Here is a 24,105-nt window from a genome sequence, read left to right on the forward strand (position 1 = left end):
GCGTGACCACACGTCTGATCGCCGTCATCGCGATCCCGACGGCCGTGGCCGCCGTGCTGGCCGGCGGTCGGGTCGTGAGCTCCGTCGAGAACGCTCGGGAGTACGGGCGCAGCAGCGATCTGGCCGCGATCGGTAGCCGCCTGAGCGTGCTGTCCCAGGCGCTGCAGAACGAGCGCGACGCCATGGCCCAGCGGGCCGCGGGCGGCGCCCGGGCGGTGGACGACGACACCCTGCGGCAGCGCCAGGCGGCGGTGGACGCCGCGGCCCGCGAATACCGCGAGGCCGTCGCCGACGCCGACGTCTCCGGCAGGCAGCTGCGGCTGGGACTGGCCAACATCGACAACCGGATGCGGTCCATGCCGGCCCTGCGGTCCGTGGCCGCGAAGCTGAGCCCGGCGCTGGTCGTCGACAAGTACAGCGAGTTCAACGACGACATCCTGTCCCACCTGGTGGTGGCGGCCTACGACGCCAAGGACCCCGACGTCGCGCGCAGCCTGCTGACGCTGGTGTCGCTGTCGCGGGCCAAGGACGCCGCGTCCCGGGAGCGCGCGCTGATCGCCGCGGCCCTGTGGGACAGCCGGTTCGAGCCCGAGACCCTGCAGGGCGTCCAGGACGCCCGTTCGGACATGAGCCGGGGCCTGGCCGACTTCCGCGCCTCGGCCGACCTGCGGGAGCAGCGGCTCTACGACGACACCGTCACCGGTCCCGAGCTGGACCGCGCGGAGTTCACCCGCGCCCAGGCGCTGACCCTCGCCGGCCGGTCGACCAGCCTGATCATCCGGCCGCTCGGTCCGCGCCAGGCGGCGGAGTGGGTCCGCGACTCCACCGCCCGCATCGACCGGATGCAGCAGGTGGAGACCCGGCTGCGCGGCGACGTGAGCCGCCGCGTGGACCGGCTGCGCGACGACGCCGAGTTCACCGCCGCCCGTGACGCGGTGCTGCTGGCCCTGCTGCTGGCCGCCGTCCTGATCGCGGTGGTCGTGGTGGCCCGGTCGATGGTGCGGCCGCTGCGCCGCCTGCAGGAGAGCGCGCTGGAGATCGCCGGCACCCGGCTGCCCAGCCTGGTGGACCGGCTGCGCGACCCGCAGGCCGCCGCCGAGGGGATCGAGGTCGAGCCCATCGACATCGACTCCAGGGACGAGATCGGCCAGGTGGCGCGGGCGTTCGACGAGGTCCACCGGGAGGCGGTCCGGCTGGCCGCCGACGAGGCGGTGCTGCGCGGCAACATCAACGCGATGTTCGTCAACCTGTCGCGGCGCAGCCAGACCCTCATCGAACGCCAGCTGCGGCTGATCGAGGAGCTGGAGCAGAGCGAGCAGGACGAAGAGCAGCTGGCCAACCTGTTCCGCCTGGACCACCTGGCCACCCGCATGCGCCGCAACTGCGAGAACCTGCTGGTCCTCGGCGGCCAGGACCAGGTGCGCCGGTGGAACCGCCCGGTCCCGCTGATCGACGTGGTGCGCGCCTCGCTGTCGGAGGTCGAGCAGTACGAGCGGGTCGCGGTGCGCGTGCAGGGCGACATGACCGTGGCCGGCCCGGTCGTCAACGACCTGGTGCACCTGCTGGCCGAGCTGGTGGAGAACGCCACCACGTTCTCCGCCGAGCACACCAAGGTGACCGTTTCCGGCCAGATGCTCAGCGGCGGCGGCGCCATGCTGCAGATCAACGACAACGGCGTGGGCATGTCGCCGGAGGAGCTGGAGCAGGCCAACTGGCGCCTGGCCAACCCGCCGGTCATCGACTTCTCCGCGGCCCGCCGCATGGGCCTGTTCGTGGTCGGCCGCCTGGCGGTGCGGCACGGCATCCGGGTGGAGCTGCGCGCCGCGCAGGGCGGCGGGCTCACCGCGTTCGTGATGCTGCCGGACAGCGTGATCACCCCCGGCGAGGGCGGCGGCGTCGGCAGCCGCGGCTTCGGCGCCCGCGACGGCGACATGGCGGGACGCCAGCTGGCCGGGGTGTCGGCGCCCTCCGCGGCGGCCGGATCCGGCCACGCCTCGGGCGGCGGGCTGTTCCAGCGGGCCGAGCGCGACGACCGGTTCGGCACCGGCGGGCAGCCGATGCTGCGCGGCGCGAACGGTCCGCAGGCGACCGGGCCGCAGCCCGTGGCCGGAACCGGCCCGCACGGCGCGGTCGACGGCAGCGGCGCGCACCCCGTGCCGGGCGCCACGGGACCGCAGGCCGCCTTCGGCGACGCCGGCCCGATGTCCGGCGACCGCGAGCCGCGGGACGCGTTCGGCACGGACGGCTTCGGCGCGGACGGCTTCGGCACGGACGGCTTCGGCGGGGACGCGCAGGACCCGTACGGCGACGACGGGTACCGCAGGGACGAGCGGTCCGGCTTCGGCGGCGATCTGCCCGTCCGCAAGCCCGGCGCGCACCTGCACGGCCCCGAGTCGGTGGTGCCGGAGGCGCAGCCCGCCGTGCCCGAGCCGAGCCCGCAGCGGCAGGTCTCGTGGGAGACCGGCCCGATGCCCCCGGTCCGGCCGGGCAGGCTGGGCCGTCCGATGCGCCGGCGGCCGGCCGACGCGGCGCAGCCCGCGGGCGGGGGCCGTGGCTGGGACGACGCGCCGTCCCCGGAACCGGCGGCCGCGGACGAGACCTCGTTCGCGGACGCGCCGTACCCGGACGAGCCGTTCGCGCAGTCGGCGTCGTCCACGGGGCAGATGCCCGCCGTGCCGGCGTCCCCGGCGCACGCGCCGGATCAGCCGTCGGCGCAGGGCGGACCGCGGCCGCAGACCCGGTCTTCGGCGCCCGGTTCGTCCGGCCAGGAGGACTCGACGCGTCCCCCTGAGCGCTCGCCTATCTTCGATGCGATGCAATCGGAGTGGTTCCAGCGACGGACCGGGTCGTCCGGGGATCCGGCCAAGGGCTGGGATTCCCCGGCCGACGAGGGCTTCCGGGCTGCGGAGGCGGCGGTCCGCAGGCCCGTGGCGGGCGCTCGCACCGCCGCCGGCCTTCCCAAGCGGGTGCCCGGCCGCAACCGGGTGCCCGGCGCGGTGACGCCGCAGGAGGCCGCGGCTCGGCGCCGGCAGGCGCAGAGCCAGTCCGCCGAGGTCGTACGGAATCGTTTCGCGAGCCTGCAACGCGGCGTGCGCCGCGGGCGCGACGAGGCTCGCGGCGCGGCCGGATCCGCCGGCGCGCATGGCGAGGGTCCGTCGCAGGATGACGGAGAGACAGGAGGCACCCCGTGAGCGGGCAGGATCTCAACTGGTTGGTGACGAACTTCGCGGATCGCGTCCCGAAGGTCGCCCACGCCGTCGTGGTCTCCTCCGACGGACTGCCGATGGCGTACTCGTCGGGGTTCCCGCCGGAGCGGGCCGACCAGCTGTCGGCCATCGCGTCGGGTTTGATGAGCCTCACCCAGGGGGCGGCGAAGATCTTTGACGCCGGCGGGGTGAACCAGACGGTCGTGGAGATGGACCGCGGACTGCTGTTCGTGATGTCCATCGCCAACGGCGCGGTGTTCGCGGTGCTGGCCGCGCCCGACTGCGACCTCGGTTTGGTGGCGTATGAGATGACGTTGCTGGTGGAACGCGTGGGCCGAGTGCTGACGCCGGCGCTGCGGTCGGGGGGCGACGGGCAGCAGCCCTCGTACGGCGGCCCGTCGGTGTCGGAGATGGGCGCGGGACCGGCCCGTTACTGACCGGCAATGACCCCGGGGGTGCGGGGGCGGCGTCCCCCCGTAGTGGTAGCGACTGACTCGGACGGAGGTCGGCGAGATGGATCGAGGCAGGCCCTACGGGCCCGGCCCGGGCGGCCCGCCCCGGTGGTCGGGCGATTCGGCCCAGGGACGCCCCGTGCCGGAGCCCCGGGCGGAGGGCGAGTCCAGTTCCCTGGTGCGCCCGTACGCCGTGACGGGGGGCCGCACCAAGCCGCGGTACGACCTGGCGATCGAAGCGCTGGTGACGGCGGCCCCCTACCCGCCCCGCGACATCTCCAGCCTGACGCCCGAATACCGGGCGATCATGGACCTGTGCCGGTCGGCGCGCTCGGTCGCCGAGGTGTCGGCGATGCTGCGCATCCCGCTCGGCGTCGCCCGTGTGCTCGTCGCCGACATGGCCCTGGAGGGACTGCTGCGGCTGCACCAGTCGCGCCCCGCCAACGCCGCGCCGGACCTCCGCCTACTCGAAAGGGTGCTCAGTGGCCTTCGAAAGCTCTGATACCGCGCCGCCCGGCGCGGACGGCGAGCTGACCTCAGTCAAGATCGTCGTCGGCGGCGGCTTCGGCGTCGGCAAGACCACTTTCGTCGGGTCCGTCTCGGAGATCATGCCGCTCACCACCGAGGCGGTGATGACGGCGGCCAGCGCCGAGGTGGACGACCTGTCGGCCGTGCCCGACAAGACCACCACCACGGTGGCCATGGACTTCGGCCGGGTGTCCCTGGACAGCGAGCTGATCCTGTACCTGTTCGGCACGCCCGGCCAGCAGCGGTTCTGGTTCATGTGGGACGACCTGGTGCGCGGCGCGATCGGCGCCGTGGTGCTGGTCGACACCCGCCGCCTGGAGGACTGCTTCGCCGCGGTCGACTACTTCGAGGAGCTGGGCCTGCCGTTCGTGGTGGGCGTCAACGGCTTCCACGGTGAATTTCCGTACGCGGTGGAGGACATCCGGGAGGCGCTGTCGATCAGCCAGAGCGTGCCGATCATCAAGTGCGACGCGCGCAGCCGGCAGTCCACCAAGCAGGTCCTGATCACGCTGGTGCAGCACGCCATGGCGGTGCACTCTGCGACGGCCGGGCCGATGCCCCCGTCCGCCCCGCCGGTGCCGCCCGGCGCCGGCGCGGTGGGCACCTCGCCGAGCTGGACCTGATCCGCGGCGTCCGCCCGGCGGGGCCCGGCCGCCGTCCGCGCGCCGCGCGGCCGGTCCGGCGCCCCGCCGGAACCCTGCGGTCGCGTAGGGAGAACCCTACGGTCGCGTAGGGATATGTGCACGCTGCATGATGTGTCCCCGTGATCGGTTGGATTGCGCCGTATCAGGGGGATAGCGATGGATCAGTCCAAGGATGGAGTGTCCGCCCGGGGGATCGGGACGTACGTCGCGGTCGGTGACAGCTTCACCGAGGGGCTGAACGACCCGTACCCGGACGACCCCGACCGCTTCCGCGGCTGGGCGGACCGGCTCGCCGAGCATCTGGCCGAGCACAACCCGGGACTGAGGTACGCCAACTTGGCCGTGCGCGGCAAGCTGCTGCGGCAGATCGTCGCCGACCAGGTCCCGGCCGCCGTGGAGATGCGCCCGGACCTGGTGACGTTCTGCGCGGGCGGCAACGACATCATCCGGCCCGGCACCGACCCCGACGCGCTCGCCGTGCAGTTCGACGAGGCCGTCCGGCGGCTGCGCGGCACCGGCGCCCACGTGGTGATCTTCACCGGCTTCGACCCGCGCGACCACCGCATCGGGCCGAAGCGGCTGCGCGGCAAGGCCGCCACCTACAACATGCACCTGCGCGCCATCGCCGACCGGCGCGGCTGCACCGTGGTCGACCTGTGGTCCCTCATGCCCGTGTTCGGCGACCCCCGCGCCTGGTCCGAGGACCGCCTGCACCTGTCGTCGGAGGGCCACCGGCGCATGGCGCTGCGCGTCGCCGAGGTGCTCGGCGTCCCGGTGAAGGAGGACTGGCGCGCGCCCTGGCCCGACGAGGTCCGGTCCCTCGGCCGCCTGGAGATGTACCGCGAGGACCTGCGCTGGGCCCGCACGTACCTGCTCCCGTGGATCGGCCGCCGCGCCACGGGCCGCTCCAGCGGCGACGGCCGCGCTCCCAAGCGCCCCACTCCTCTGCCGCTCTGACGGCTCTCGGCGGATCCCGGGGCGGGCGACGGCGAGACGGTGACGAAGGCCGGACATGGCGGAGAACAAAGCCGCGGCGGAGCGGCGAAGTTTTCGTCCCATGTGCCGTTTCCGCGTCCGGCGCCGACGGATGACCGTGCGGACGGCGCCCGCGCGGTCATCCGTCCGGGGCGTAGGGTTCTTGCGAGACGTGCGGACCGCTGTGCTCGCGGGGATCGACTCCCCGTGACCCCCGAGGGATCTGAGGAGGAGCGTCCCAGGTGAGCGCGCCCCGGTTGCCCGACCACCTCGAACTGCTGCTGACCGACGAGCCCGTCCTGGACGTGTACGCGTACGGTCCCTGGCGGGTGCCGGACGGCCTGTACAAGGAGCTGCGCGAGCGCGCCGCGGCGTTCAACGCCGACGAGCGGGCGGCGCTGCTGGCGCGTCAGCTCAGCGACTTCTACGGTCCGGGGACGACGGCGGCGGGGGCGGAGCAGTGGTCGCTGCTGACGTTCCTGCTGGGGGCGTCGGCGGTGCGGGGCGGGTCGCGCGGCGACGTCGAGTACGAGCTGCTGTCGGACTTCCTGGCCGCTCCCGAGCCGCCGGTGCGCGATCCGCTGGCCTGGTTCACCCAGGGCGGGCGGTGGCGTCCGCCGGGTCTGTGGCTGCCCGAGCCGGCGGGGGACGACCGCGAGCGCCGCGCCGTCATGTACGAGCTGGCCCGCGACGGGCTGGAGGTGTTCGCCGGGCTGGAGCCGGTGGAGGAGCGGCGCCGGGCGCTGGTGGAGCTGTTCGACGCGCGCGCGTCCGACCCGCGGCTGCGCGAGCAGGACCTGACCGTCCCGCAGGACCGTCTGGAGGCGGTGTGGACGGAGGGCCTGTCCGACGAGACGTTGACCGTGCTGCCGGAGCTGTCGGGGCCGGTCGGGTATCTGGGGTGGGTGTGCGCGGGGTTGGACGCCGCGCACGCGCGCCTGGCCGCGCAGGTCGGCGACACCGCGCCGGTCGACGTCGCGATCGCGCGGCTGTTGCTGGCGGCGGAGATGAGCGCCGTGCCCGCCGAAATGGCGGTGGCGCTGGGCACGGCGCGCTACGAGCGGGTGGAGGAGCGGCTGCGCGCGGCCCGCGGCGACTTCGACGTGGAGGCGTGGCAGCTGGACCTGCGGGCCTGGCTGGCGCGCGGGCTGGTCGCGGGCGAGGCCGACGCCTGCCGCGCGTGGCTGGACATGGCGGTGCGCCTCACCGGCGCGGTGCAGGGGCTGCCCGAGACCGCCGCCATGCCGCGCTGCCGCGTCCCGGTGCGGGCGTTCCAGGTGGACCTGCGGCGGCTGTTCGCGTCCCGCCGGGTCGCCAACCACCTGGTGCGCGGCCTGGCCCCGTCGGACGCCGGCGGCGAGCAGACCGCCGAGACCGCCGCCGAGCCCGGCGACGACGAGCTGCGGGACGCGCTGGTGGGGCAGCCCGAGCTGACCCGCGCGCTGCGCGAGGCCCTCGCCGCGCGGACGGCGGGGGAGCGGCCGGTCCGCCTGCTGATCGCCGGGCCCGCGGGGACCGGCAAGGGCACCGCCGCCGAGCTGCTGGAACGCGCCCTCGTCCGGCGCGGCGCCGTCCGCGAGGCGCAGTGGATCTCCGACCAGGTGTTCGCCGCGCTCACCGTGAGCGACGCGGTGCTGTGGCTGCAGGCCCGCGTGCGCGAGTGCGTGGAGGCGCGGCTGCTGCTGGTCGTGGACGACCTGGAGCGGCTGGCCGGCTACGACCGGTGCGGCGCGGCCGCCGTCGAGGAGCTGCGGCGGCTGATGGCGCGCTGGCCCGCCCTGGACGTCGTCGCGCTGTGCCGCCCCGGCGGCGACCGGCGCCTGTTCGACGCCAACCCCGCGCTCGTGCGCGCCTTCGACGTGGCCCGCACCCGCGACTTCCGGCAGGACGACTACACCGAGCTGTTCCGCCGCGCCGTCGTCCGCCGCGGCGCCGCGGTCGGCCGCGACGTCGCCGCCCAGGCCGGGGCCCTGCTCGCCCGCACCCCGCCGCTGCTCAACCTGCGCGGCGCCCGCCTGGTCGAACACCTGGCCGCCCAGAGCGTCGCCAACGCGCGCGCCCGCCTGGCCCCCGGGTCCGGCACAGAACAGGGCGCCGCCTCGGGGGACGGCGCTTCCGTCGCGCCGGACACCGGGACCGTCCCGGAGGTCACGGCGGCCGACCTGCCGGAGCGGCTCATCCCCGGCCGGGTCGCCGAACGCGACCCGTACGCAGAGCTGGCCGCCCTCGCGGGCATCGACTCGGTCAAGCGCGAGGTCGCCGCGCTGGTCGCCGAGGCCAAGGCGGCGCGGCTGCGGCGCGAGGCGGGCATGGCGGTCGCCTCCCGGCCCCGCCACCTGGTGTTCGCGGGCAGCCCCGGCACAGGCAAGGGCAAGGTCGCCGGGATCCTCGGCCGCATCTACGCCGAGGTGGGGGTGCTGTCCACCGGGCATCTGGTCGAGGTGGACCGGGCCGACCTGCTCGGCGAGTACACCAGCGAGAGCGCCCTGAAGATGCGGCGCGCCGTCGAGCGGGCGCTGGGCGGGGTGCTGCTGGTCCGCGGCGCGCACGCGCTCGGCCAGATCGAGCCGCTGCGCGGCCGGGAGCTGATCGGCGCGCTGCTCACCGCCGTCCAGACCCACTCCGACGACCTGGTCGTCGTGCTCACCGGCCCCGAGGCCGAGCTGAACGGGCTGCTGCGCTCGCACGAGGACCTGGCCGCCTACTTCCCCAAGACCGTCCGCTTCCCCGACCTGACCGACGACGAGCTGGTGGAGGTGTTCGCCCGCAAGGCCGCCGAGGCGGGCTTCGCGCTCGCCGACGGCGTGCTGGCCAAGGTGCGGGCGCTGGTGCAGGCGGCGCCCCGCGACCGCGGCCTGGTCAACGCCCGCCTGATGAGCCACCTGCTCGACCGGGCCGTGGCCATGCAGGGCCGGCGCGTGCTGGAGGACGGCGTCGTCGACGAGACCGAGTCGCTGGACGAGATCCTGCTCGTCGACGTCCCCGAGACCCTCGTCCCCGGCCGCGAGACGGGACTGGACGACCCGCTCGCCCAGATCGACCGGCTGGTCGGGCTGGCGGCCGTCAAGCAGGAGGTGACGGCGCTGGTGGCCGAGGCGCGCGCCGAGCAGGTCCGCCGCGACGCCGGCGTGCCGACCGCGTTCCCGACCCGGCACATGGTGTTCACCGGCAACCCCGGCACCGCCAAGACCACGATGGCCCGGCTCATCGCCGCGGTGTACGCGCAGCTGGGCCTGCTGTCGTCCGGGCACCTGGTGGAGGCGACGCGCGCCGACCTGGTCGCCGAGTACATCGGGCAGACCGCGCACCGGGTGCGCACCGTGGTGGAGCGCGCCCTGGGCGGCGTGCTGTTCATCGACGAGGCGTACACGCTCGCCGGGACCGGCGGCGACCAGCGCGACTTCGGGCACGAGGCCGTGGCCGAGCTGCTGCGGCTGATGGAGGAGCACCGCTCGGACCTGGTGGTCATCGTCGCCGGGTACGGCGCGGAGATGGAGCGGTTCCTGGCGTCCAACCCCGGTCTGGCCTCGCGGTTCCCCAAGCGGCTGCACTTCCCCGACTACAGCGTCGACGAGCTGCTGGCGATCTTCGAGCAGATGGCCGACCAGGCGGGGTTCACCCTCGCCGACGGCGTGCTCGGGCAGGTGCGGGCCCGCCTGGCGGCCGAGCCGCGCGGCCCCTCCTTCGGCAACGCCCGGATGGTGCGCAACCTGCTGGACGCGGCGATCGCCCGGCAGGCGCAGCGCATCACCGCCGCCGCCGACGCCCGGCCCGGCGTCAAGATCGACGACGCGGAGGTGCGCATGCTGCGCCCCGAGGACCTCCCCCCGGGCCCCGAGGACCCGCAGCGGCACGGCCACGGCCCCTACATCTAGCCCGCCGCGCCCTGGGGCCTCCCGCCCCGGCACTGCACCCGTCCGCCCTGGGTGGCACGGTGAGGCGACGGGAGGAGACCGCACAATAATGCGGTGGATTGACGCGCGAGACGTGCCGGGTTGTCTAAGGTCTACGGGAGCACGATGACGGCCGACGGGGGCTGAAGAAGATCAGGAAGGGGAAACGCGTGGCACGCAGGCCCGCATCCTCCCAGGCGGAGCACCCGTATGCCTACGAGCAGGACCCGTACGGAGACGCCTACGGCGACCCCTACGGCAGGGACGGGTACGGCGGCGAGCCTTACGGGCGGCGCCGTGTCCGCAAGCGGCGCTGGCCGCGCGTGCTGGCGGTGCTGCTGATACTCCTCCTCGCGGCCCCGGTCGCCGGCTACTTCTACCTCGACTCGCGGCTCAATCGCGAGGCGGTGCTGCAGGACTACGCCGGACGCGTCGCCGACACCCCCGGGACGAACTGGCTCATCGTCGGCTCCGACAGCCGCGAGGGCCTGTCGCGGGAGCAGAAGCGCCGCTTCGCCACCGGCGACGCGCAGGGCCGCCGCACCGACTCGATGATGCTGCTGCACTTCGGCGACGGCGGCACCACCCTCGTCAGCCTGCCGCGCGACTCCTACGTGCCGATCCCCGGACACGGCCGCAACAAGCTCAACGCCGCGTTCGCCTTCGGCGGCCCCAAGCTGCTGGTGCGCACCGTCGAGCAGGCCACCGGCGTGCACATCGACCACTACGCCGAGATCGGCTTCGGCGGCTTCGTGGGCGTGGTGGACGCGATCGGCGGCGTCGAGATGTGCATCAAGGAGCCGATGCGCGACCGCAAGGCGGGACTGAACCTGCGGCCGGGCTGCCAGACGCTCGACGGCGGCAAGGCGCTCGGCTACGTCCGCACCCGCGCCTCCGCCCGCGCCGACCTGGACCGCGTCGAACGCCAGCGGCAGTTCTTCGGCGCCCTGATGAAGAAGAGCACCAGTCCCGGCGTGCTGCTCAACCCGTTCCGCAGCATCCCGCTCGCCCTCAACGCCACCGAGAACTTCACGGTGGACGACGGCGACCACCTGATCGACCTGCTCCGCATGATGTGGGCGATGCGCGGAGTCACCGGCGGCGACGGCGTCACCACCACCGTGCCGATCGGCGGCAGCGGCTCGGCAGCCGGCGTCGGCGCGTACATCACCTGGGACCGCGCCAAGGCCGGTCGGCTGTTCGACGCCCTCAAGCAGGACCGGCCGGTGCCCTCCGACGTCATCACCAAGTGAGATCGATCACGTCGGCGTGACGCGGCGGCGCGGCCCGGGGACGCCGCGGGCCGCGCCGCCGCATTACAGTCGAGTCATGGCCGGTGCCACGCCCGAGCCTTCCGAGCTGGAGCGGCTGTCGTCCAAGGAGCTGCACGACAGGGCGCTCGCGCGCGCTCGGGAACGGCTGGACGTCGGCTTCCTGTGGGAGCTGCTGCGGGCCATCCCGGCGGCCGCGGCCGCCCTCGGCGAGCACGACCGCGCCGCGTTCGACCTGCTGCACGGCGTGTCGCTGCTGCAGGAGTTCACCCACGCGGGCGAGGGGGAGATGGCCGACGCGCTGCGTCCCCTCTACATCGAGTACCTGGCGCGCCACGGCATGCCCGCCTCCCACCGCGCTTGACCTGGTCTTTGCGTTCTCTTGGCATCTTCGGCGCCGACGTTGGGAATCACTGTGCGTGGACCGTCGGCTACAGAAGGTGGGGAACGTGAACAAGAAGTGGCTCAAACTGGCGACGATCGCCTTCATCCTCTGGTACATCATCACCAGGCCGGAGGCCGCGGCCGCCCTGGTCAACCAGGGCCTGGGCGGGCTCGGCAACGCCGCGGAGTCGTTCTCGACCTTCGTCAGCGCCATCCCCTGACCCGGTAGGAGAACCGGGCGGCCCCGTCCCGCGGGAAGACACGTGATTGTTCCGCCGCGGGGCATCGACCGTGCGCGGCGCCGTCACAGTAAACTCCCGCTTGGCGGGCAGAAGCAGATGGGCACAATTAGATCGGGTCATTGTGTCGCTGCGCTACTAGAGGGACGGCGCTCTTGATGAAGAAGTACCTCCGCTATGGGGCCATCGCCTTCGTCATCTTCTACTTGCTCAGCTCACCTCAGGACGCGGCCGGCGTGGTCAACAACGCCATCGCTCAGTTGGGCAACGCCGGCACCCAGCTGGCGGCGTTCGTGACCTCGATCAACCTGGGCCAGGGGTAACGGCCCGGCCCCCGGACGCGTCGTCCCGTCCGCGGCCCCCCGAGAGACCGCGGACGGGGCGCAGGGGCCTTCTCTAAGATCTCCTCATGTCTGTCTACGAGGTGGAGATCGGCGGTCTGCGGGGCGGCTCCGTGGACCTCCGGCAGTACCGGGGCAAGGTCGTCCTCATCGTGAACGTCGCCTCCAAGTGCGGCCTGACCCCGCAGTACGCCGGGCTCGAGCGGCTTCAGGAGCGGTACGCCGACCGCGGGTTCACCGTGCTCGGCGTGCCCTGCAACCAGTTCATGAACCAGGAGCCGGGCACGCCCGAGGAGATCGCCGAATTCTGCTCCGCCGCCTACGGCGTCACCTTCCCGCTCACCGAGAAGGTCGAGGTCAACGGGGAGGGACGGCACCCCCTCTACCGCGAGCTCGTCGACGCGGCCGACGCGGACGGCCACACCGGCGACATCCGCTGGAACTTCGAGAAGTTCCTCATCGGCCCGGACGGCGCCGTGGTCGCGCGCTTCGCCCCCCAGACCGAACCGGAGGCGCCCGAGGTCATCGCCGCGATCGAAGCCCACCTGCCCGCCTGACGCTGCCCCGGCGGCAACGACCCGTCGCCCGCCGAAGGCCCGTACGGCGCGCCGCGACAGGCCGCGTGCGCCCTGCGCGCCGGCGGCCGGCCGTCGCATGCCCTGCCCCGCGCGGGCAACGCGCAGTCGCGGATCGCGTACGCCACGGTGACCGACGGCCGAGTAGAACCGATTCGCCGTGGCGGGGTCGGTGAGCGCGTAGTTCTTGGAGCGGACGTTGCCGGGGTGTGGTGGGGCGGGCGGGTTTAGCGGGCTTCGCGCAGGCTAGTGGGCCGGTGAGGGGAGGGCGGGGCATGCTCTGGTACTGCCGCTTCCGCTACCAGCCCGGCGTGCGGGCCGAGGACGTCCGCCATCGCGTCCTGGAGCACCACGACAGGGGCCTGACCCATCCCGACAAGATCCGCGGCTGGTACAACCTGGCCGGGGGAGGCGCGGGGTTCCTGCTCGTGGAGACCGACGACCCGCAGGAGCTCACGGAGATCCTGGAACCGTACATGGACGTGGTCGCCTGGGACGTCCACGCGGTGTACGAGCTGCCGTACGACCAGATGATCGAGCACCTGCGGCGGCGGCGCTGATCAGGGGCCCCGGGTCGGGTCCCAGTCGAGCGTGGCCGGGAGCGCGCCCTCCAGGGTGAGCAGCCAGCGCTTGACCTCGACGCCGGATCCTCCGCTGTAGCCGCCCAGGCCGTTGGCCGCGACGACCCGGTGGCACGGCACGATGAGGGGGATCGGATTGGCGCCCATCACCTGCCCGATGGCCTGCGGCGGCACCCCCACTCCGCTGAGCTCGCCGAGCTCGCCGTACGTCACCACCGAGCCGTAGGGGACCGACTCGTACAGCGCGGCGAGCACCTGGCGTTGCAGCCGCGAGGTCAGGCGCCAGTCGATGGGCAGGTCGAAGGGCTCCGGCTTCCCGGCGAAGTAGGCGTCGAGTCGCTGCACTGCGGGGGCGACGCGTTCGGGGTCGTCCACGACGGGCAGCCCTGCGGCGGCCGCGGCGCGCGCTCGTTCCGCCTTGGTGTCGCGGAAGCTCAGGCAGGCGACCCCGTCCTCGGTGACGCCGATGAGCAGCCTGCCGAGCGCGCTCTCGAACGCGCCGAACGCCAGTGTCCGCTCCATCGGGCCTCCCATGCCGTCCCGGCGTATCGCCACAGACCAATCACAAGACCAATCACACCAGAATCCTCCCGGCGGCCGCAGAGGTCCCTTGAACGCCGGGGCGCGCGATCCGCGGGGGTGGTCTCGGCCTCGAGAGGGGCCGAGGTAGGCTCGGTGGCGTGCGAAGGTTCTTCACCCCCGGTTGGCTTGGGCTGCACGCCCTGGCGATCGTGCTGTTCGTGGCGTTCCTCGGCTTCGGGTGGTGGCAGTTCGACCGTGCCCAGGCGGGCAACGACCGCAGCTGGGCCTACACCTTCGAATGGCCGATCTTCGCCTGCTTCGTGATCGTCATGTGGGTCAAGATGATCCGCGACGAGCTCAAGGGCGACGCGGCGCCGCGCGCTCCCCAGGTGATCGAGGAGCCCGCGGAGGCCGAGGTGAAGCGGGAGATCATCCGTCAGCAGGAGGAAGAGGACCCGGAGCTGGCGGCCTACAACCGCTACCTGGCGCGCCTCAACGCCCAGGCGAGCCGCTCCTCCGACTGAGCGGCGCCCCGGGAGCCTGAGCACCGTCACGACCCGCGCGGAGCGCCCGTGCCGATCCGGGCCGCCCGCGCGGCCGCATTCCGACGCAGGACGCGCGGACCGGCGCCGCCGGGCCGCGCCCCGCTGAGAAAGGTGTGAACTGTGGAAGCGGCCATCAACCGGTACCGCATCCTGGCGATCATCGTCGGCGTGATGCTGCTGATGGTCGTCTTCGTGGGCATGCCGATCCGGTACATCGGCGGCAACCCCACCCCGTCGTCGATCATCTCGCCGATCCACGGCGCCCTGTACATCGTCTACCTGGCGATGGCCTACGACCTGTGGCGCCGGGCCCACTGGCCGCTCAAGCAGATGGTGATCATGGTGTCGGCCGGGCTGGTGCCGTTCCTGGCCTTCTTCATCGAGCGGCGGATCGTCCGGGAGGCGCGCGAGACGCTGCGCGCCGCCGAGTCGGCCGCCGAGTCGGCCGCCGAGGCCTGATCCCCGCGCGGGTCCGCCCTGGACGCCGCCCGTCCCCATATGTTTGACTGAGTCAAACATTCGTGGAGGTGCGCTCATGGCGGTCTCGGCTGAGGATGTGGCGACGGTCCGCGCGTTCAACCGCTTCTACACCCGGATCATCGGGGTGCTCGGGGACGGGCTCATGCGCACCCCCTACTCGCTCACCGAGGCGAGGGTGATCTTCGAGCTGGCCCAGCGGGACGCCGCCGAGGTGCTCGCCCTGCGCCGCGCCCTCGACCTGGACGCCGGGTACCTGAGCCGCATGCTGGCCCGATTCGAAAGCGACGGGCTGGTGGTGCGCGAGCGGTCGCCCGAGGACGGGCGGCGCCAGATCGTCCGGCTCACCCCGCACGGCCGCGAGGTGTTCGCCATGCTCGACGAGCGGTCGGCGGGCGAGATCCGCGGCCTGCTCGAGCGGCTGTCCGACGACGAGCGGCGGCGGCTCATCGCGGCCATGCGGACCATCCGCGGCGTCCTCGACGGCCGGCCGCGCACCCGAGCGTTCACGCTCCGCGCGCTGCGGCCCGGCGATCTGGGCTGGGTGGTGCAGCGCAACGGCGCCCTTTACGACGAGGAGTGCGGCTGGGACCGCACCTACGAGGCGCTGGTCGCCAAGGTGGTGGCCGACTACGTCGACGGACACGACCCGCGACGCGAGAACGCCTGGATCGCCGAGGTCGAGGGGGAGCCCGTCGGCAGCGTGTTCTGCGTGCGCCGCGACGACCGCGTGGCCCAGCTGCGGCTGCTGCACGTCGAGCCGAGCGTGCGGGGAATGGGGATCGGCACGGCCCTGGTGGAGGAGTGCCTGCGGTTCGCCGCGGCCGCGGGCTACCAGGAGATCATGCTCTGGACCACGGCCCTGCAGAAGGCCGCGCACCGCGTCTACGAGCGTGCCGGCTTCCGGCTGGAGACGGTGGAGGAGCCCGTCGAGCGGTTCGGCTCGCGGATCCAGGGCCAGATCTGGCGCCGCGCCCTGTGAAAAGGGGGGCCCGCGGAGACGGCGCGTCTCCGCGGGCCTGGTTCGCAGCGGTTCCTTCCGGGTTCATTTGTGCGGACGGCCCGGTACGGGGTCGGAACAGGGGTGCCGGACCGCCCTGCCGATCACATGTCTGCTCCGGTCACCTCCCTTCGACGACGGGCCGCGTGCGGGGACGCCCGCACGGGGGCTGCGGTGACGCGCCGATGCGATGGCCCGTGCGGCGGGCCGGCGCGGGGCGGACCCGGCGAGGCCGTCGGGTCGCGCCCTCGCCGCCCCGCCCGCCTGGGGGATCGACGGGAACGGAGGGCGCCGGTGCCGCGGGGGCGTACGGCACCGGCGCCCGGCGGTGGCCCGGCCGTCAGGACGGGCGTCCGTGGTTCGGAGCCTGCCGCCGCACCGCGCTCCTGCGGCGGCAGGCCCGCCTGCGGTCCGGAGCGGCCGAGGGCCCGAGGCGTGGCGCCGGGCGCCGTCCCCGCGGGCACCGGGACGCTCAGGGGGCGGTGCCGGGTGCGGGGCGACGCCCGGCGGCCGTCCTCGGCCGTCCGGACGAGGTCGTGCGACGGGGCGGCCGACAGGGGTGCACCGACCCTCGCCATGTGCGCCATGTGACCCCTCCTCGATCCGCCGGGTCGGGCCTTTACCGGCCCGGAGGGTTGACCTTCACTCGCTGTCACGATCTCGTTGCGGTACGTACCCGCAGGTCATGGCCCTGTAAACGCCGTCCTAGGAAGATCATCTGCGGCGGCCCCGAGGAGTCGATCGCGCAGAGCGAACGTCGCCGAGGAAACAAAATCGTGCTCCGTTTTCTTGAGTGACAGTGACTCAACTTGCGGTTGGGTCCGCAGGCGGTTCCCCGACGGCGGGGGCCGGATGCCGATACGGACTTGGAGCGGAGCATGAGCGAGACCCTGACGCTGCCGGTGCTGCCCCTCGACGACGCGGTCGTCCTGCCCGGCATGGTCGTCCCCCTCGACCTGTCGGAGAACGAGGTGCGGGCGGCGGTCGAGGCGGCGCGGGCCGCGTCGCAGGCGACGGGGCCGGGGATACGGTCGGCCCCCAAGCCGCGGGTGCTGCTGGTGCCGCGGCTGGAGGGGCGGTACGCGGCGGTCGGGACGCTGGGCGTGGTGGAGCAGGAGGGGCGCCTGCCGGACGGCGGGCCGGGCGCGGTCGTGCGGGGCGTCGCCCGGGTCCGCATCGGCACCGGCACGACCGGTCCGGGCGCCGCGCTGTGGGTCGAGGGCGTGCGGATCGAGGAGCCGCCGCCGAGCGGCCGCGCGCAGGAGCTGGCCAAGGAGTACAAGGGCCTGGTCAGCGCGATCCTGCAGAAGCGGGGCGCCTGGCAGGTCGTGGACGTGGTGCAGCGCATCGACGACCCGTCCGCGCTGGCCGACAACGCCGGGTACGCGCCGTACCTGTCGCAGCGGCAGAAGATCCAGCTGCTGGAGACGGCCGACGTGGTGGAGCGGCTCACCGCGGTCATCGGGTGGGCGCGCGACCACCTGGCCGAACTGGACGTCGCCGAGACGATCCGCAAGGACGTCCAGGAGGGCATGGAGAAGACGCAGCGCGAGTTCCTGCTGCGCCAGCAGCTGGAGGCCATCCGCAAGGAGCTGGCCGAGCTGAGAGGCGAGCCCGCGGGCGAGGAGGACGACTACCGCGCCCGCATCGAGGCCGCCGACCTGCCGGAGAAGGTGCGCGAGGCCGCGCTGAAGGAGGTCGACAAGCTGGAGCGGGCGTCCGACGCCTCGCCGGAGGGCGGCTGGATCCGCACCTGGCTGGACACCGTCCTGGACATGCCGTGGAACATCCGGACCGAGGACGCCTACGACATCGCGCGGGCGCGGGCCGTCCTGGACGCCGACCACGCGGGACTGGACGACGTCAAGGAGCGCATCGTCGAGTACCTGGCCGTGCGCAAGCGGCGCGCCGACCGCGGCCTCGGCGTCGTCGGCGGACGGCGCGGCGGCGCGGTGCTGGCGCTGACCGGCCCGCCCGGGGTCGGCAAGACCTCGCTGGGCGAGTCGATCGCGCGGGCCATGGGGCGGAAGTTCGTGCGGGTCGCGCTGGGCGGCGTGCGCGACGAGGCGGAGATCCGCGGGCACCGGCGCACCTACGTCGGCGCGCTGCCCGGGCGCATCGTCCGCGCCATCCGCGAGGCCGGCTCGATGAACCCGGTCGTGCTGCTGGACGAGGTCGACAAGCTCGGCGCCGACTACCGGGGCGACCCGACCGCGGCGCTGCTGGAGGTGCTGGACCCCGAGCAGAACCACACCTTCCGCGACCACTACCTGGAGGTCGAGCTCGACCTGAGCGACGTGCTCTTCCTGGCCACCGCCAACGTCGTGGAGGCGATCCCCGGCCCGCTGCTGGACCGCATGGAAGTGGTGCGGCTGGACGGCTACACCGAGCACGAGAAGGTCGTCATCGCCCGCGACCACCTGCTGCCGCGGCAGCTGGACCGGGCCGGGCTGGAGGCGTCCGAGGTCGCGTTCACCGACGCGGCGCTGCGGCGGCTGGCCACCGAGTACACCCGGGAGGCGGGCGTGCGGTCGCTGGACCGCTCGATCGCCCGGGTGCTCCGCAAGATCGCCGCGAACGCGGCGCTCGGCGAGGCGGAGTCCGGCGGGGCGGACGCGGTGCTCCCGGTCACGGTCGACGCCGGCGACCTGGAGACGTACCTGGGCCGGCCGCGGTACACCCCGGAGACCGCACTGAGCCGCTCCGAACGCCGCACCGCGGTGCCCGGGGTGGCCACCGGCCTGGCCGTCACCGGCGCCGGCGGCGACGTCCTGTACATCGAGGCGTCGCTGGCGGACCCGGAGACCGGCGACACCGGCGTGACGCTGACCGGCCAGCTGGGCGACGTGATGAAGGAGTCGGCGCGGATCGCCCTCAGCTACCTGCGCTCGCACGGCGCCGAGCTGGAGCTGCCGGTCACCGATCTGAAGGACCGCGGCGTGCACATCCACGTGCCCGCCGGCGCCGTGCCCAAGGACGGGCCGAGCGCGGGCATCACGATGACCACCGCCCTGGCGTCGCTGCTGTCGGGCCGGCCGGTGCGGCCGGACGTGGCGATGACCGGCGAGGTGTCGCTGACCGGACGGGTGCTGCCCATCGGCGGCCTCAAGCAGAAGCTGCTGGCCGCCCACCGGCAGGGCATCACCACGGCCATCGTCCCCAAGCGCAACGAGCCGGACCTGGAGGACGTCCCGGCCGAGGTGCTGGAGGACCTGACGGTCTTCACCGTCAGCGACGTCCGCGAGGTTCTGGAGCTGGCCCTGGAGCCCGCCGCCGACGGCGCCGCCATCGCCGCCTGACCCGCCCCTTCCCCGCGGCGCCCGCGCCCGGGTCCGCCCGGCGCGGGCGCCGTGCTCAGGAGCGGGGGATCAGGCGGAAGACGCGCAGCTCGCGCTCGACGCGGTCGGCGTAGCGGGCGTAGACGGGCCAGGTCTTCAGCAGGCGGGACCAGACCTCCTCGCGCTCGGCGCCGTCGAGCAGGCGGGCGGTGACGGGCACGGTGCGGCCGCGGAAGCGGACCTCGGCCTCGGGGTGCTCGAGGAGGTTGCCGCTCCAGGCGGGGTGCCTGTCCCGGCCGAAGTTGGAGCCGACGACGATCCACGAACCGTGCGGCTCGGGCAGGCAGGCCAGCGGCACGCTGCGGGGGAGGCCGGACACCGCGCCGGTGGTGGTCAGCACCAGGCCGGGCACGACGGCCTCGCCGAGCAGGAACCGGCCGCCCGACAGCCGGTGCAGCGCCTTGTCCAGCGGCGGGACGATCCTGGGGGCGATCTTGGCGAACCAGGGCGCCGCCGCGACGTGCTGGACGGTCCGGCGGGTCAGGCTCTGGCGAGGGGCGTCGGGCATCGGCTGCTCCTTTCGGGGGCGAGGCGCCCGGCGCGCCGGGTGGGCAGATGGGCGGAGGCGGCCGGGCGGCGCAGCGCGTCGGCGACCGTCTCGCGGGACGGACGCAGGACGAGGCCGAGGGTGTCGAGGGCGGGGCGGTCGTCGGTCGGCACGAGCGCGCGCGGGCGCCCGCCCGCCGCCGGCAGCGCGCGCACGGTGTGGGAGCCGACGAACCCCGAGGCGCCCGTGACGAGGACCCGCATGGAGCAAACCTAACGCTTGCTAACACCCCGTGTCGCGTTTCGGACACCTCAATCGCATGCGGGATCCGGTCCAGGCATTGACGACAGTGGAACGCTCCAGCACACTCGGGGCTCACCCAACCGCCGCCCGGGAGGGACGCATGAGGATCGGACTGGCCGGCGCGGGGCGCATCGGGGCGCGCCACGCCGCCGCGCTGCGGGAGATGCCCGAGGTCGACTCGCTGGTGGTGGCCGACGCCGACGCGCGGCGCGCGCGGGCCCTGGCCGCGGGGCCGGGGGTGCGGGCCGTCGGCTCGGTGGAGGAGCTGTTCGAGGCGGACCTGGACGGCCTGGTGGTCGCCGCCGCCACCGAGGCGCACGCCGCCCTCGTCGCGCGGGGCGTGGCGGCCGGAATGCCGGTGTTCTGCGAGAAGCCCCTCGCCACCGATATTGATGGAACGTTCCAAATGGTGCGCTCGGCGGCCGCCGCGGGCGTCCCCGTGCAGGTCGGCTTCCAGCGCCGCTTCGACCCCGGATACGTCGCCGCCCGCGAGGCCGTCGCCACCGGACGGCTCGGCTGGCTGCACACCGTCCGCTCCTGCAGCTTCGACCCCGCCCCGCCGCCCCCGTCGTACGTGCCGGGCTCCGGCGGCCTGTTCCGCGACTGCGCCATCCACGACCTGGACTCGATCCGCTTCGTGACCGGCCGGGAGGTCGTCCGGGTCGCCGCCGTCGGCGCCAACAAGGGCGACGAGGTCTTCCGCCGCCACGGCGACGTCGACACCGGCGCCGCCCTGCTCACCCTCGACGACGGGACCCTGTGCCTGGTGGCCGCCACCCGCTACAACGCCGCGGGCTACGACGTGCGGCTGGAGCTCTACGGCTCCAAGGACAGCGTCGTGGCCGGCCTCGACGAGCGCACGCCCGCCACGGGGCTGCCCGGCGGCGCGTCCCCTCGGCGGCCCTACAGCGGCTTCCTGGAACGCTTCTCCGACGCCTACGACGCCGAACTGCGCGCCTTCCTCGACCTCGTCGCGGGCCGCCGCGGCAACCCCTGCCCGCCCGAGGAGGCCTTGGAGGCGCTGTACCTGGCCGAGGCCTGCGATCTGGCCCGGCGGGAGAACCGGGTCGTGGACGTGGCGGAGGTCCGGCGGTGACGGGCCGGGCCGGCGCGGACGGCGGCGCGACGAGACCCGCCGCCGCGCCGATCCCCCGGGCTCGCCGCCGCCCCTTTCCCTTCGAGCACCGCGGCGCGCAACGACGTCCCGCGCGGCCTAAAGTTCCTCGACGAGGTAGTGCCGTGAGAGTGAGCAGGCTGTCGTTGACGCGCACAACGGTGGCGCCCGGAGGGCGCCCGGCAGGACGCCCGCCGGGGAACGACAGGCCCATCGTGATCACTTGTGACAACCTCAGTTCCCCACCCACCCTCTTCGGGGAGAACGGAGACCGTCGATGAAGCGCATTCGGATCATGGGGCTGGTGGCCTTGGGCACCGCGGCATCGCTGGCGCTGGGAGCGTGCAGTGAGTCGGGCGGCAAGAAGGCCGAGGAGGCCGCCACGGCGGGCGGACCGCCCCTCACCATCGCCATGATCACCCACTCCGGGCCGGGCGACGCCTTCTGGGACATCGTCCAGAAGGGCGCGCAGGCCGCCGCGGCCAAGCACAACGCCAAGTTCCTCTACTCGGCCGACCCGGACGGCGGCAAGCAGGCGCAGCTCGTCCAGTCGGCGATCGACAAGAAGGTCGACGGCATCATCGTCACCTTCGCCAAGCCGGACGCGCTCAAGGACGTGGTGGGGCGCGCCGTCGCCGCCAAGATCCCGGTGGTGTCCATCAACTCCGGGGCCGACGTCTCCGCCCAGTACGGCGCGATCGCGCACTTCGGCCAGGACGAGACCGTCGCGGGCGAGGCCGCCGGGCGCGAGCTGGCCGAGATCGGGGCGAAGAAGGCCCTGTGCGTGATCCACGAGCAGGGCAACGTCGGGCTGGAGGACCGCTGCGCCGGGGCGAAGAAGACCTTCGGCGGCGAGATGCAGAACCTGTTCGTCCAGGGCACCAACATGCCGCAGGTCAAGTCGTCCATCACCGCCAAGCTGCAGTCCGACAAGAGCATCGACGGCGTGCTGACCCTGAACGCCGCGGTCGCCGCGACCGCCGTGGACTCGGTCAAGGAGAGCGGCTCGTCGGCCAAGGTCGCCACCTTCGACCTCAACAAGGACCTGGTCCGGCTGATGAAGGAGGGCTCGGTGCAGTTCGCCGTCGACCAGCAGCCCTACCTGCAGGGCTATGAGGCCGTCGACGCGCTGTGGCTGTACAAGACCAACGGCAACACGCTGGGCGGCGGGCGTCCGGTGCTGACCGGTCCGGCCATCGTCACCAAGGACGCCGCGGCGCAGATCGAGGCCTACGCGAACCGGGGGACGCGCTGATGGGACAGGCGGTGGCCGATCCCTCGCCCAAGGTGGCGGGGGGCGACGAGCGCCTGGCGCAGCGGTCGTTGGCGCGCCGCCTGCTGTCGCGTCCCGAGCTGGGGGCGCTGCTGGGCGCCGTCGTGGTGTTCGTGTTCTTCTCCGTGGTGGCCGACGCGTTCCTGCGCGCCGAGTCGTTCTCCACGGTGCTGTACGCGGCCTCGACGTTCGGGATCATGGCGGTCGGGGTCTCGCTGCTGATGATCGGCGGTGAGTTCGACCTGTCCGCCGGGGTCATGGTGACGACCTCGGCGCTGGTCGCGGCCCTGGTCAGCTACCAGCTCACCCTGAACCTGTGGGTGGGGGTGGCGATCTCGTTCGTGGTCACCCTCGCCCTCGGGTTCCTCAACGGCCTGCTGTACGTCAAGACCGGGCTGCCCAGCTTCATCATCACGCTGGCGACGTTCTTCATGCTGGCGGGCGCCAACCTCGGCGTCACCAAGGCCGTCACGGGCAACGTGGCCAGCGACTCGGTCCGCGACATGGACGGCTTCTCCTCGGCCCGCGCGGTGTTCGCCTCCCAGCTCGACATCGGCGGGGTGAGCGTCAACATCACCGTGTTCTGGTGGCTGCTGCTCGTCGCCGTCGCCACGTGGATCCTGCTGCGCACCCGGATCGGCAACTGGATCTTCGCGGTGGGCGGCGCCCCGGCCAGCGCCCGGGCGGTGGGCGTCCCCGTGGACCGCACGAAGATCGGGCTGTTCATGGGGGTGGCGTTCTGCGCCTGGCTGTCGGGCATGCACCTGGTGTTCGCGTTCGCCACGGTCCAGTCCGGGGAGGGCGTGGGCAACGAGTTCTTCTACATCATCTGCGCGGTCATCGGCGGCTGCCTGCTGACCGGCGGGTACGGCTCGGCGGTGGGCGCGGCGATCGGCGCGTTCATCTTCGGCATGACCAACAAGGGCATCGTGTACGCGGAGTGGAACCCCGACTGGTTCAAGTTCTTCCTCGGCGCGATGCTGCTGCTGGCCACCGTGGTGAACCTGGTCGTCCGGCGCAGAATGGAGCAGTCGCGATGAGCGAACGGGTGCCGCTGGTCCGGCTGGACGGCGTGGGCAAGAACTACGGCAACATCATCGCCCTGCGCGACGTCTCCCTGGAGGTGCACGCCGGGGAGGTCGCCTGCGTGCTGGGCGACAACGGGGCGGGCAAGTCCACCCTCATCAAGATCATCGCCGGGCTGCACCGGCACGACACCGGCACCTACGAGGTGCAGGGCGAGCCGGTGGTGTTCGAGTCGCCCCGCGACGCGCTCGACCGCGGCATCGCCACCGTCTACCAGGACCTGGCGGTGGTGCCGCTGATGCCGGTCTGGCGCAACTTCTTCCTCGGCTCGGAGAAGCGCAAGGCCTGGGGGATGCTGGACGTGGACTTCATGCGCCGCACCACCAAGGCCGAGCTGCTGCGCATGGGCATCGACCTGCGCGACGTCGACCAGCCGATCGGCACGCTGTCGGGCGGCGAGCGGCAGTGCGTGGCGATCGCCCGCGCCGTCTACTTCGGCGCCAAGGTGCTGATCCTGGACGAGCCGACCGCCGCGCTCGGCGTCAAGCAGGCCGGCGTGGTGCTGCGCTACATCGTCCAGGCGCGCGAACGCGGCCTCGGCGTGGTGTTCATCACGCACAACCCGCACCACGCCTACCCGGTGGGGGACCGGTTCCTCATCCTCAACCGGGGCCGCGTCCTCGGCTACCACACCAAGGACGAGATCACCCGCGAGGATCTCACCTCCCTCATGGCGGGCGGCGCCGAGCTCCAGCAGCTCGCCCACGAGCTGGAGTCGACGTCCCGGACCGTCGCCGAGGAGCTCACCGAATGAGCACCGGATGAGCACCGGATGAGCACCGGATGAACAAGGCCCCCGCCTCGAGGCCGTGAGGCCCCGGGGCGGGGGCCCGCCGTTTCCGCCCGCCGGACGGGGCCGGAGCGCAGCGAC

At 73.4% G+C, this 24,105-nt stretch carries 23 protein-coding genes; 20 read left to right on the forward strand and 3 right to left on the reverse strand.

Features of this window, described 5'->3' with window-relative positions; translation table 11 throughout:
* The first annotated feature begins 2 nt into the window (after positions 1 to 2).
* The 12 genes from AR3_RS10775 to AR3_RS10820 all read left to right on the forward strand — a co-directional run bounded on the left by AR3_RS10775 (position 3) and on the right by AR3_RS10820 (position 13,068).
* Positions 3 to 3,191 carry a sensor histidine kinase gene (locus tag AR3_RS10775; RefSeq protein ID WP_217998511.1) on the forward strand — a complete coding sequence of 1,063 codons (3,189 nt, stop codon included), beginning with the start codon at positions 3 to 5 and terminating at the stop codon, positions 3,189 to 3,191.
* The gene (locus AR3_RS10780; protein ID WP_067912420.1) at positions 3,188 to 3,643 is read left to right on the forward strand and encodes a roadblock/LC7 domain-containing protein; all 456 of its coding nucleotides are present in this window, start codon (positions 3,188 to 3,190) and stop codon (positions 3,641 to 3,643) included. Before AR3_RS10775 ends, AR3_RS10780 begins: the two co-directional genes overlap by 4 nt.
* 76 nt (positions 3,644 to 3,719) lie before the next feature.
* The gene (locus AR3_RS10785) at positions 3,720 to 4,160 is read left to right on the forward strand and encodes a DUF742 domain-containing protein (RefSeq protein WP_067912424.1); all 441 of its coding nucleotides are present in this window, start codon (positions 3,720 to 3,722) and stop codon (positions 4,158 to 4,160) included.
* 28 nt (positions 4,161 to 4,188) lie between these two features.
* Positions 4,189 to 4,809 carry a GTP-binding protein gene (locus tag AR3_RS10790; protein ID WP_067912515.1) on the forward strand — a complete coding sequence of 207 codons (621 nt, stop codon included), beginning with the start codon at positions 4,189 to 4,191 and terminating at the stop codon, positions 4,807 to 4,809.
* A gap of 177 nt (positions 4,810 to 4,986) precedes the next feature.
* The gene (locus AR3_RS10795; RefSeq protein ID WP_067912427.1) at positions 4,987 to 5,787 is read left to right on the forward strand and encodes an SGNH/GDSL hydrolase family protein; all 801 of its coding nucleotides are present in this window, start codon (positions 4,987 to 4,989) and stop codon (positions 5,785 to 5,787) included.
* Positions 5,788 to 6,047: 260 nt separating this feature from the next.
* A complete protein-coding gene (locus AR3_RS10800; protein ID WP_106258396.1) occupies positions 6,048 to 9,680 on the forward strand; it encodes an AAA family ATPase in 3,633 nt (1,210 codons plus the stop codon).
* Positions 9,681 to 9,868: 188 nt separating this feature from the next.
* Positions 9,869 to 10,951 carry an LCP family protein gene (locus AR3_RS10805; protein ID WP_169803813.1) on the forward strand — a complete coding sequence of 361 codons (1,083 nt, stop codon included), beginning with the start codon at positions 9,869 to 9,871 and terminating at the stop codon, positions 10,949 to 10,951.
* Between the two features lie 76 nt (positions 10,952 to 11,027).
* On the forward strand, positions 11,028 to 11,333 hold the full coding sequence (locus AR3_RS10810; RefSeq protein WP_067912434.1) for a hypothetical protein: 306 nt from the start codon (positions 11,028 to 11,030) through the stop codon (positions 11,331 to 11,333).
* Between the two features lie 85 nt (positions 11,334 to 11,418).
* Complete coding sequence (locus AR3_RS31055; RefSeq protein WP_169803814.1) at positions 11,419 to 11,574, forward strand: hypothetical protein; 156 nt, start codon at positions 11,419 to 11,421, stop codon at positions 11,572 to 11,574.
* Between the two features lie 176 nt (positions 11,575 to 11,750).
* On the forward strand, positions 11,751 to 11,915 hold the full coding sequence (locus tag AR3_RS31060) for a hypothetical protein (protein ID WP_169803815.1): 165 nt from the start codon (positions 11,751 to 11,753) through the stop codon (positions 11,913 to 11,915).
* Positions 11,916 to 12,001: 86 nt separating this feature from the next.
* Complete coding sequence (locus tag AR3_RS10815; RefSeq protein WP_067912436.1) at positions 12,002 to 12,490, forward strand: glutathione peroxidase; 489 nt, start codon at positions 12,002 to 12,004, stop codon at positions 12,488 to 12,490.
* Positions 12,491 to 12,783: 293 nt separating this feature from the next.
* Positions 12,784 to 13,068: a DUF3303 domain-containing protein gene (locus AR3_RS10820; protein WP_067912441.1), complete on the forward strand. Its 285-nt coding sequence runs from the start codon at positions 12,784 to 12,786 to the stop codon at positions 13,066 to 13,068.
* Here the strand turns inward: AR3_RS10820 and AR3_RS10825 are convergent, their stop codons facing one another.
* Positions 13,069 to 13,611, reverse strand: a complete 543-nt coding sequence (locus tag AR3_RS10825; RefSeq protein ID WP_067912444.1) for a methylated-DNA--[protein]-cysteine S-methyltransferase — start codon at positions 13,609 to 13,611, stop codon at positions 13,069 to 13,071. It lies immediately after the preceding gene.
* A gap of 158 nt (positions 13,612 to 13,769) precedes the next feature.
* Here AR3_RS10825 and AR3_RS10830 point away from each other — a divergent pair, with 158 nt between their 5' ends.
* From AR3_RS10830 to lon, 4 genes are all read left to right on the forward strand, one after another.
* Complete coding sequence (locus AR3_RS10830) at positions 13,770 to 14,135, forward strand: hypothetical protein (protein ID WP_067912447.1); 366 nt, start codon at positions 13,770 to 13,772, stop codon at positions 14,133 to 14,135.
* 141 nt (positions 14,136 to 14,276) lie between these two features.
* Positions 14,277 to 14,615, forward strand: a complete 339-nt coding sequence (locus AR3_RS10835; RefSeq protein ID WP_067912450.1) for a DUF3817 domain-containing protein — start codon at positions 14,277 to 14,279, stop codon at positions 14,613 to 14,615.
* A gap of 76 nt (positions 14,616 to 14,691) precedes the next feature.
* The gene (locus AR3_RS10840; RefSeq protein ID WP_067912453.1) at positions 14,692 to 15,615 is read left to right on the forward strand and encodes a bifunctional helix-turn-helix transcriptional regulator/GNAT family N-acetyltransferase; all 924 of its coding nucleotides are present in this window, start codon (positions 14,692 to 14,694) and stop codon (positions 15,613 to 15,615) included.
* Positions 15,616 to 16,511: 896 nt separating this feature from the next.
* The gene (gene lon, locus AR3_RS10845) at positions 16,512 to 18,932 is read left to right on the forward strand and encodes an endopeptidase La (RefSeq protein ID WP_067912456.1); all 2,421 of its coding nucleotides are present in this window, start codon (positions 16,512 to 16,514) and stop codon (positions 18,930 to 18,932) included.
* Positions 18,933 to 18,987: 55 nt separating this feature from the next.
* Here the strand turns inward: lon and AR3_RS10850 are convergent, their stop codons facing one another.
* Positions 18,988 to 19,479: a nitroreductase family deazaflavin-dependent oxidoreductase gene (locus tag AR3_RS10850; protein WP_067912460.1), complete on the reverse strand. Its 492-nt coding sequence runs from the start codon at positions 19,477 to 19,479 to the stop codon at positions 18,988 to 18,990.
* Positions 19,452 to 19,721, reverse strand: coding sequence for an NAD-dependent epimerase/dehydratase family protein (locus tag AR3_RS10855; RefSeq protein WP_067912464.1), 270 nt, complete (start codon positions 19,719 to 19,721; stop codon positions 19,452 to 19,454). The genes AR3_RS10850 and AR3_RS10855 overlap by 28 nt, the downstream gene beginning before the upstream one ends.
* 140 nt (positions 19,722 to 19,861) lie before the next feature.
* On the opposite strand from AR3_RS10855, the gene AR3_RS10860 reads away from it, so the two are divergent.
* The 4 genes from AR3_RS10860 to AR3_RS10875 all read left to right on the forward strand — a co-directional run bounded on the left by AR3_RS10860 (position 19,862) and on the right by AR3_RS10875 (position 23,988).
* Complete coding sequence (locus AR3_RS10860) at positions 19,862 to 20,857, forward strand: Gfo/Idh/MocA family protein (RefSeq protein WP_067912467.1); 996 nt, start codon at positions 19,862 to 19,864, stop codon at positions 20,855 to 20,857.
* Positions 20,858 to 21,152: 295 nt separating this feature from the next.
* Positions 21,153 to 22,130 carry a sugar ABC transporter substrate-binding protein gene (locus AR3_RS10865; RefSeq protein WP_067912470.1) on the forward strand — a complete coding sequence of 326 codons (978 nt, stop codon included), beginning with the start codon at positions 21,153 to 21,155 and terminating at the stop codon, positions 22,128 to 22,130.
* On the forward strand, positions 22,130 to 23,188 hold the full coding sequence (locus tag AR3_RS10870) for an ABC transporter permease (RefSeq protein ID WP_067912473.1): 1,059 nt from the start codon (positions 22,130 to 22,132) through the stop codon (positions 23,186 to 23,188). Before AR3_RS10865 ends, AR3_RS10870 begins: the two co-directional genes overlap by 1 nt.
* Complete coding sequence (locus tag AR3_RS10875; RefSeq protein WP_067912477.1) at positions 23,185 to 23,988, forward strand: ATP-binding cassette domain-containing protein; 804 nt, start codon at positions 23,185 to 23,187, stop codon at positions 23,986 to 23,988. The genes AR3_RS10870 and AR3_RS10875 overlap by 4 nt, the downstream gene beginning before the upstream one ends.
* The last annotated feature ends 117 nt before the right edge of the window (positions 23,989 to 24,105 follow it).

This window comes from Actinomadura rubrobrunea NBRC 15275, assembly GCF_001552235.1.
Classification (GTDB): Bacteria; Actinomycetota; Actinomycetes; order Streptosporangiales; family Streptosporangiaceae; genus Spirillospora; species Spirillospora viridilutea.

Bases quoted from the DNA above. Each gene is read 5' to 3' on its own strand.
- AR3_RS10855 (WP_067912464.1), bottom strand. From the start codon at position 19,721: ATGCGGGTCCTCGTCACGGGCGCCTCGGGGTTCGTCGGCTCCCACACC.
- lon (WP_067912456.1), top strand. From the start codon at position 16,512: ATGAGCGAGACCCTGACGCTGCCGGTGCTGCCCCTCGACGACGCGGTC.
- AR3_RS31060 (WP_169803815.1), top strand. From the start codon at position 11,751: ATGAAGAAGTACCTCCGCTATGGGGCCATCGCCTTCGTCATCTTCTAC.
- AR3_RS10785 (WP_067912424.1), top strand. From the start codon at position 3,720: ATGGATCGAGGCAGGCCCTACGGGCCCGGCCCGGGCGGCCCGCCCCGG.
- AR3_RS10825 (WP_067912444.1), bottom strand. From the start codon at position 13,611: ATGGAGCGGACACTGGCGTTCGGCGCGTTCGAGAGCGCGCTCGGCAGG.
- AR3_RS10810 (WP_067912434.1), top strand. From the start codon at position 11,028: ATGGCCGGTGCCACGCCCGAGCCTTCCGAGCTGGAGCGGCTGTCGTCC.
- AR3_RS10870 (WP_067912473.1), top strand. From the start codon at position 22,130: ATGGGACAGGCGGTGGCCGATCCCTCGCCCAAGGTGGCGGGGGGCGAC.
- AR3_RS10795 (WP_067912427.1), top strand. From the start codon at position 4,987: ATGGATCAGTCCAAGGATGGAGTGTCCGCCCGGGGGATCGGGACGTAC.
- AR3_RS10815 (WP_067912436.1), top strand. From the start codon at position 12,002: ATGTCTGTCTACGAGGTGGAGATCGGCGGTCTGCGGGGCGGCTCCGTG.
- AR3_RS10865 (WP_067912470.1), top strand. From the start codon at position 21,153: ATGAAGCGCATTCGGATCATGGGGCTGGTGGCCTTGGGCACCGCGGCA.
- AR3_RS10875 (WP_067912477.1), top strand. From the start codon at position 23,185: ATGAGCGAACGGGTGCCGCTGGTCCGGCTGGACGGCGTGGGCAAGAAC.
- AR3_RS10850 (WP_067912460.1), bottom strand. From the start codon at position 19,479: ATGCCCGACGCCCCTCGCCAGAGCCTGACCCGCCGGACCGTCCAGCAC.
- AR3_RS10840 (WP_067912453.1), top strand. From the start codon at position 14,692: ATGGCGGTCTCGGCTGAGGATGTGGCGACGGTCCGCGCGTTCAACCGC.
- AR3_RS10820 (WP_067912441.1), top strand. From the start codon at position 12,784: ATGCTCTGGTACTGCCGCTTCCGCTACCAGCCCGGCGTGCGGGCCGAG.
- AR3_RS10860 (WP_067912467.1), top strand. From the start codon at position 19,862: ATGAGGATCGGACTGGCCGGCGCGGGGCGCATCGGGGCGCGCCACGCC.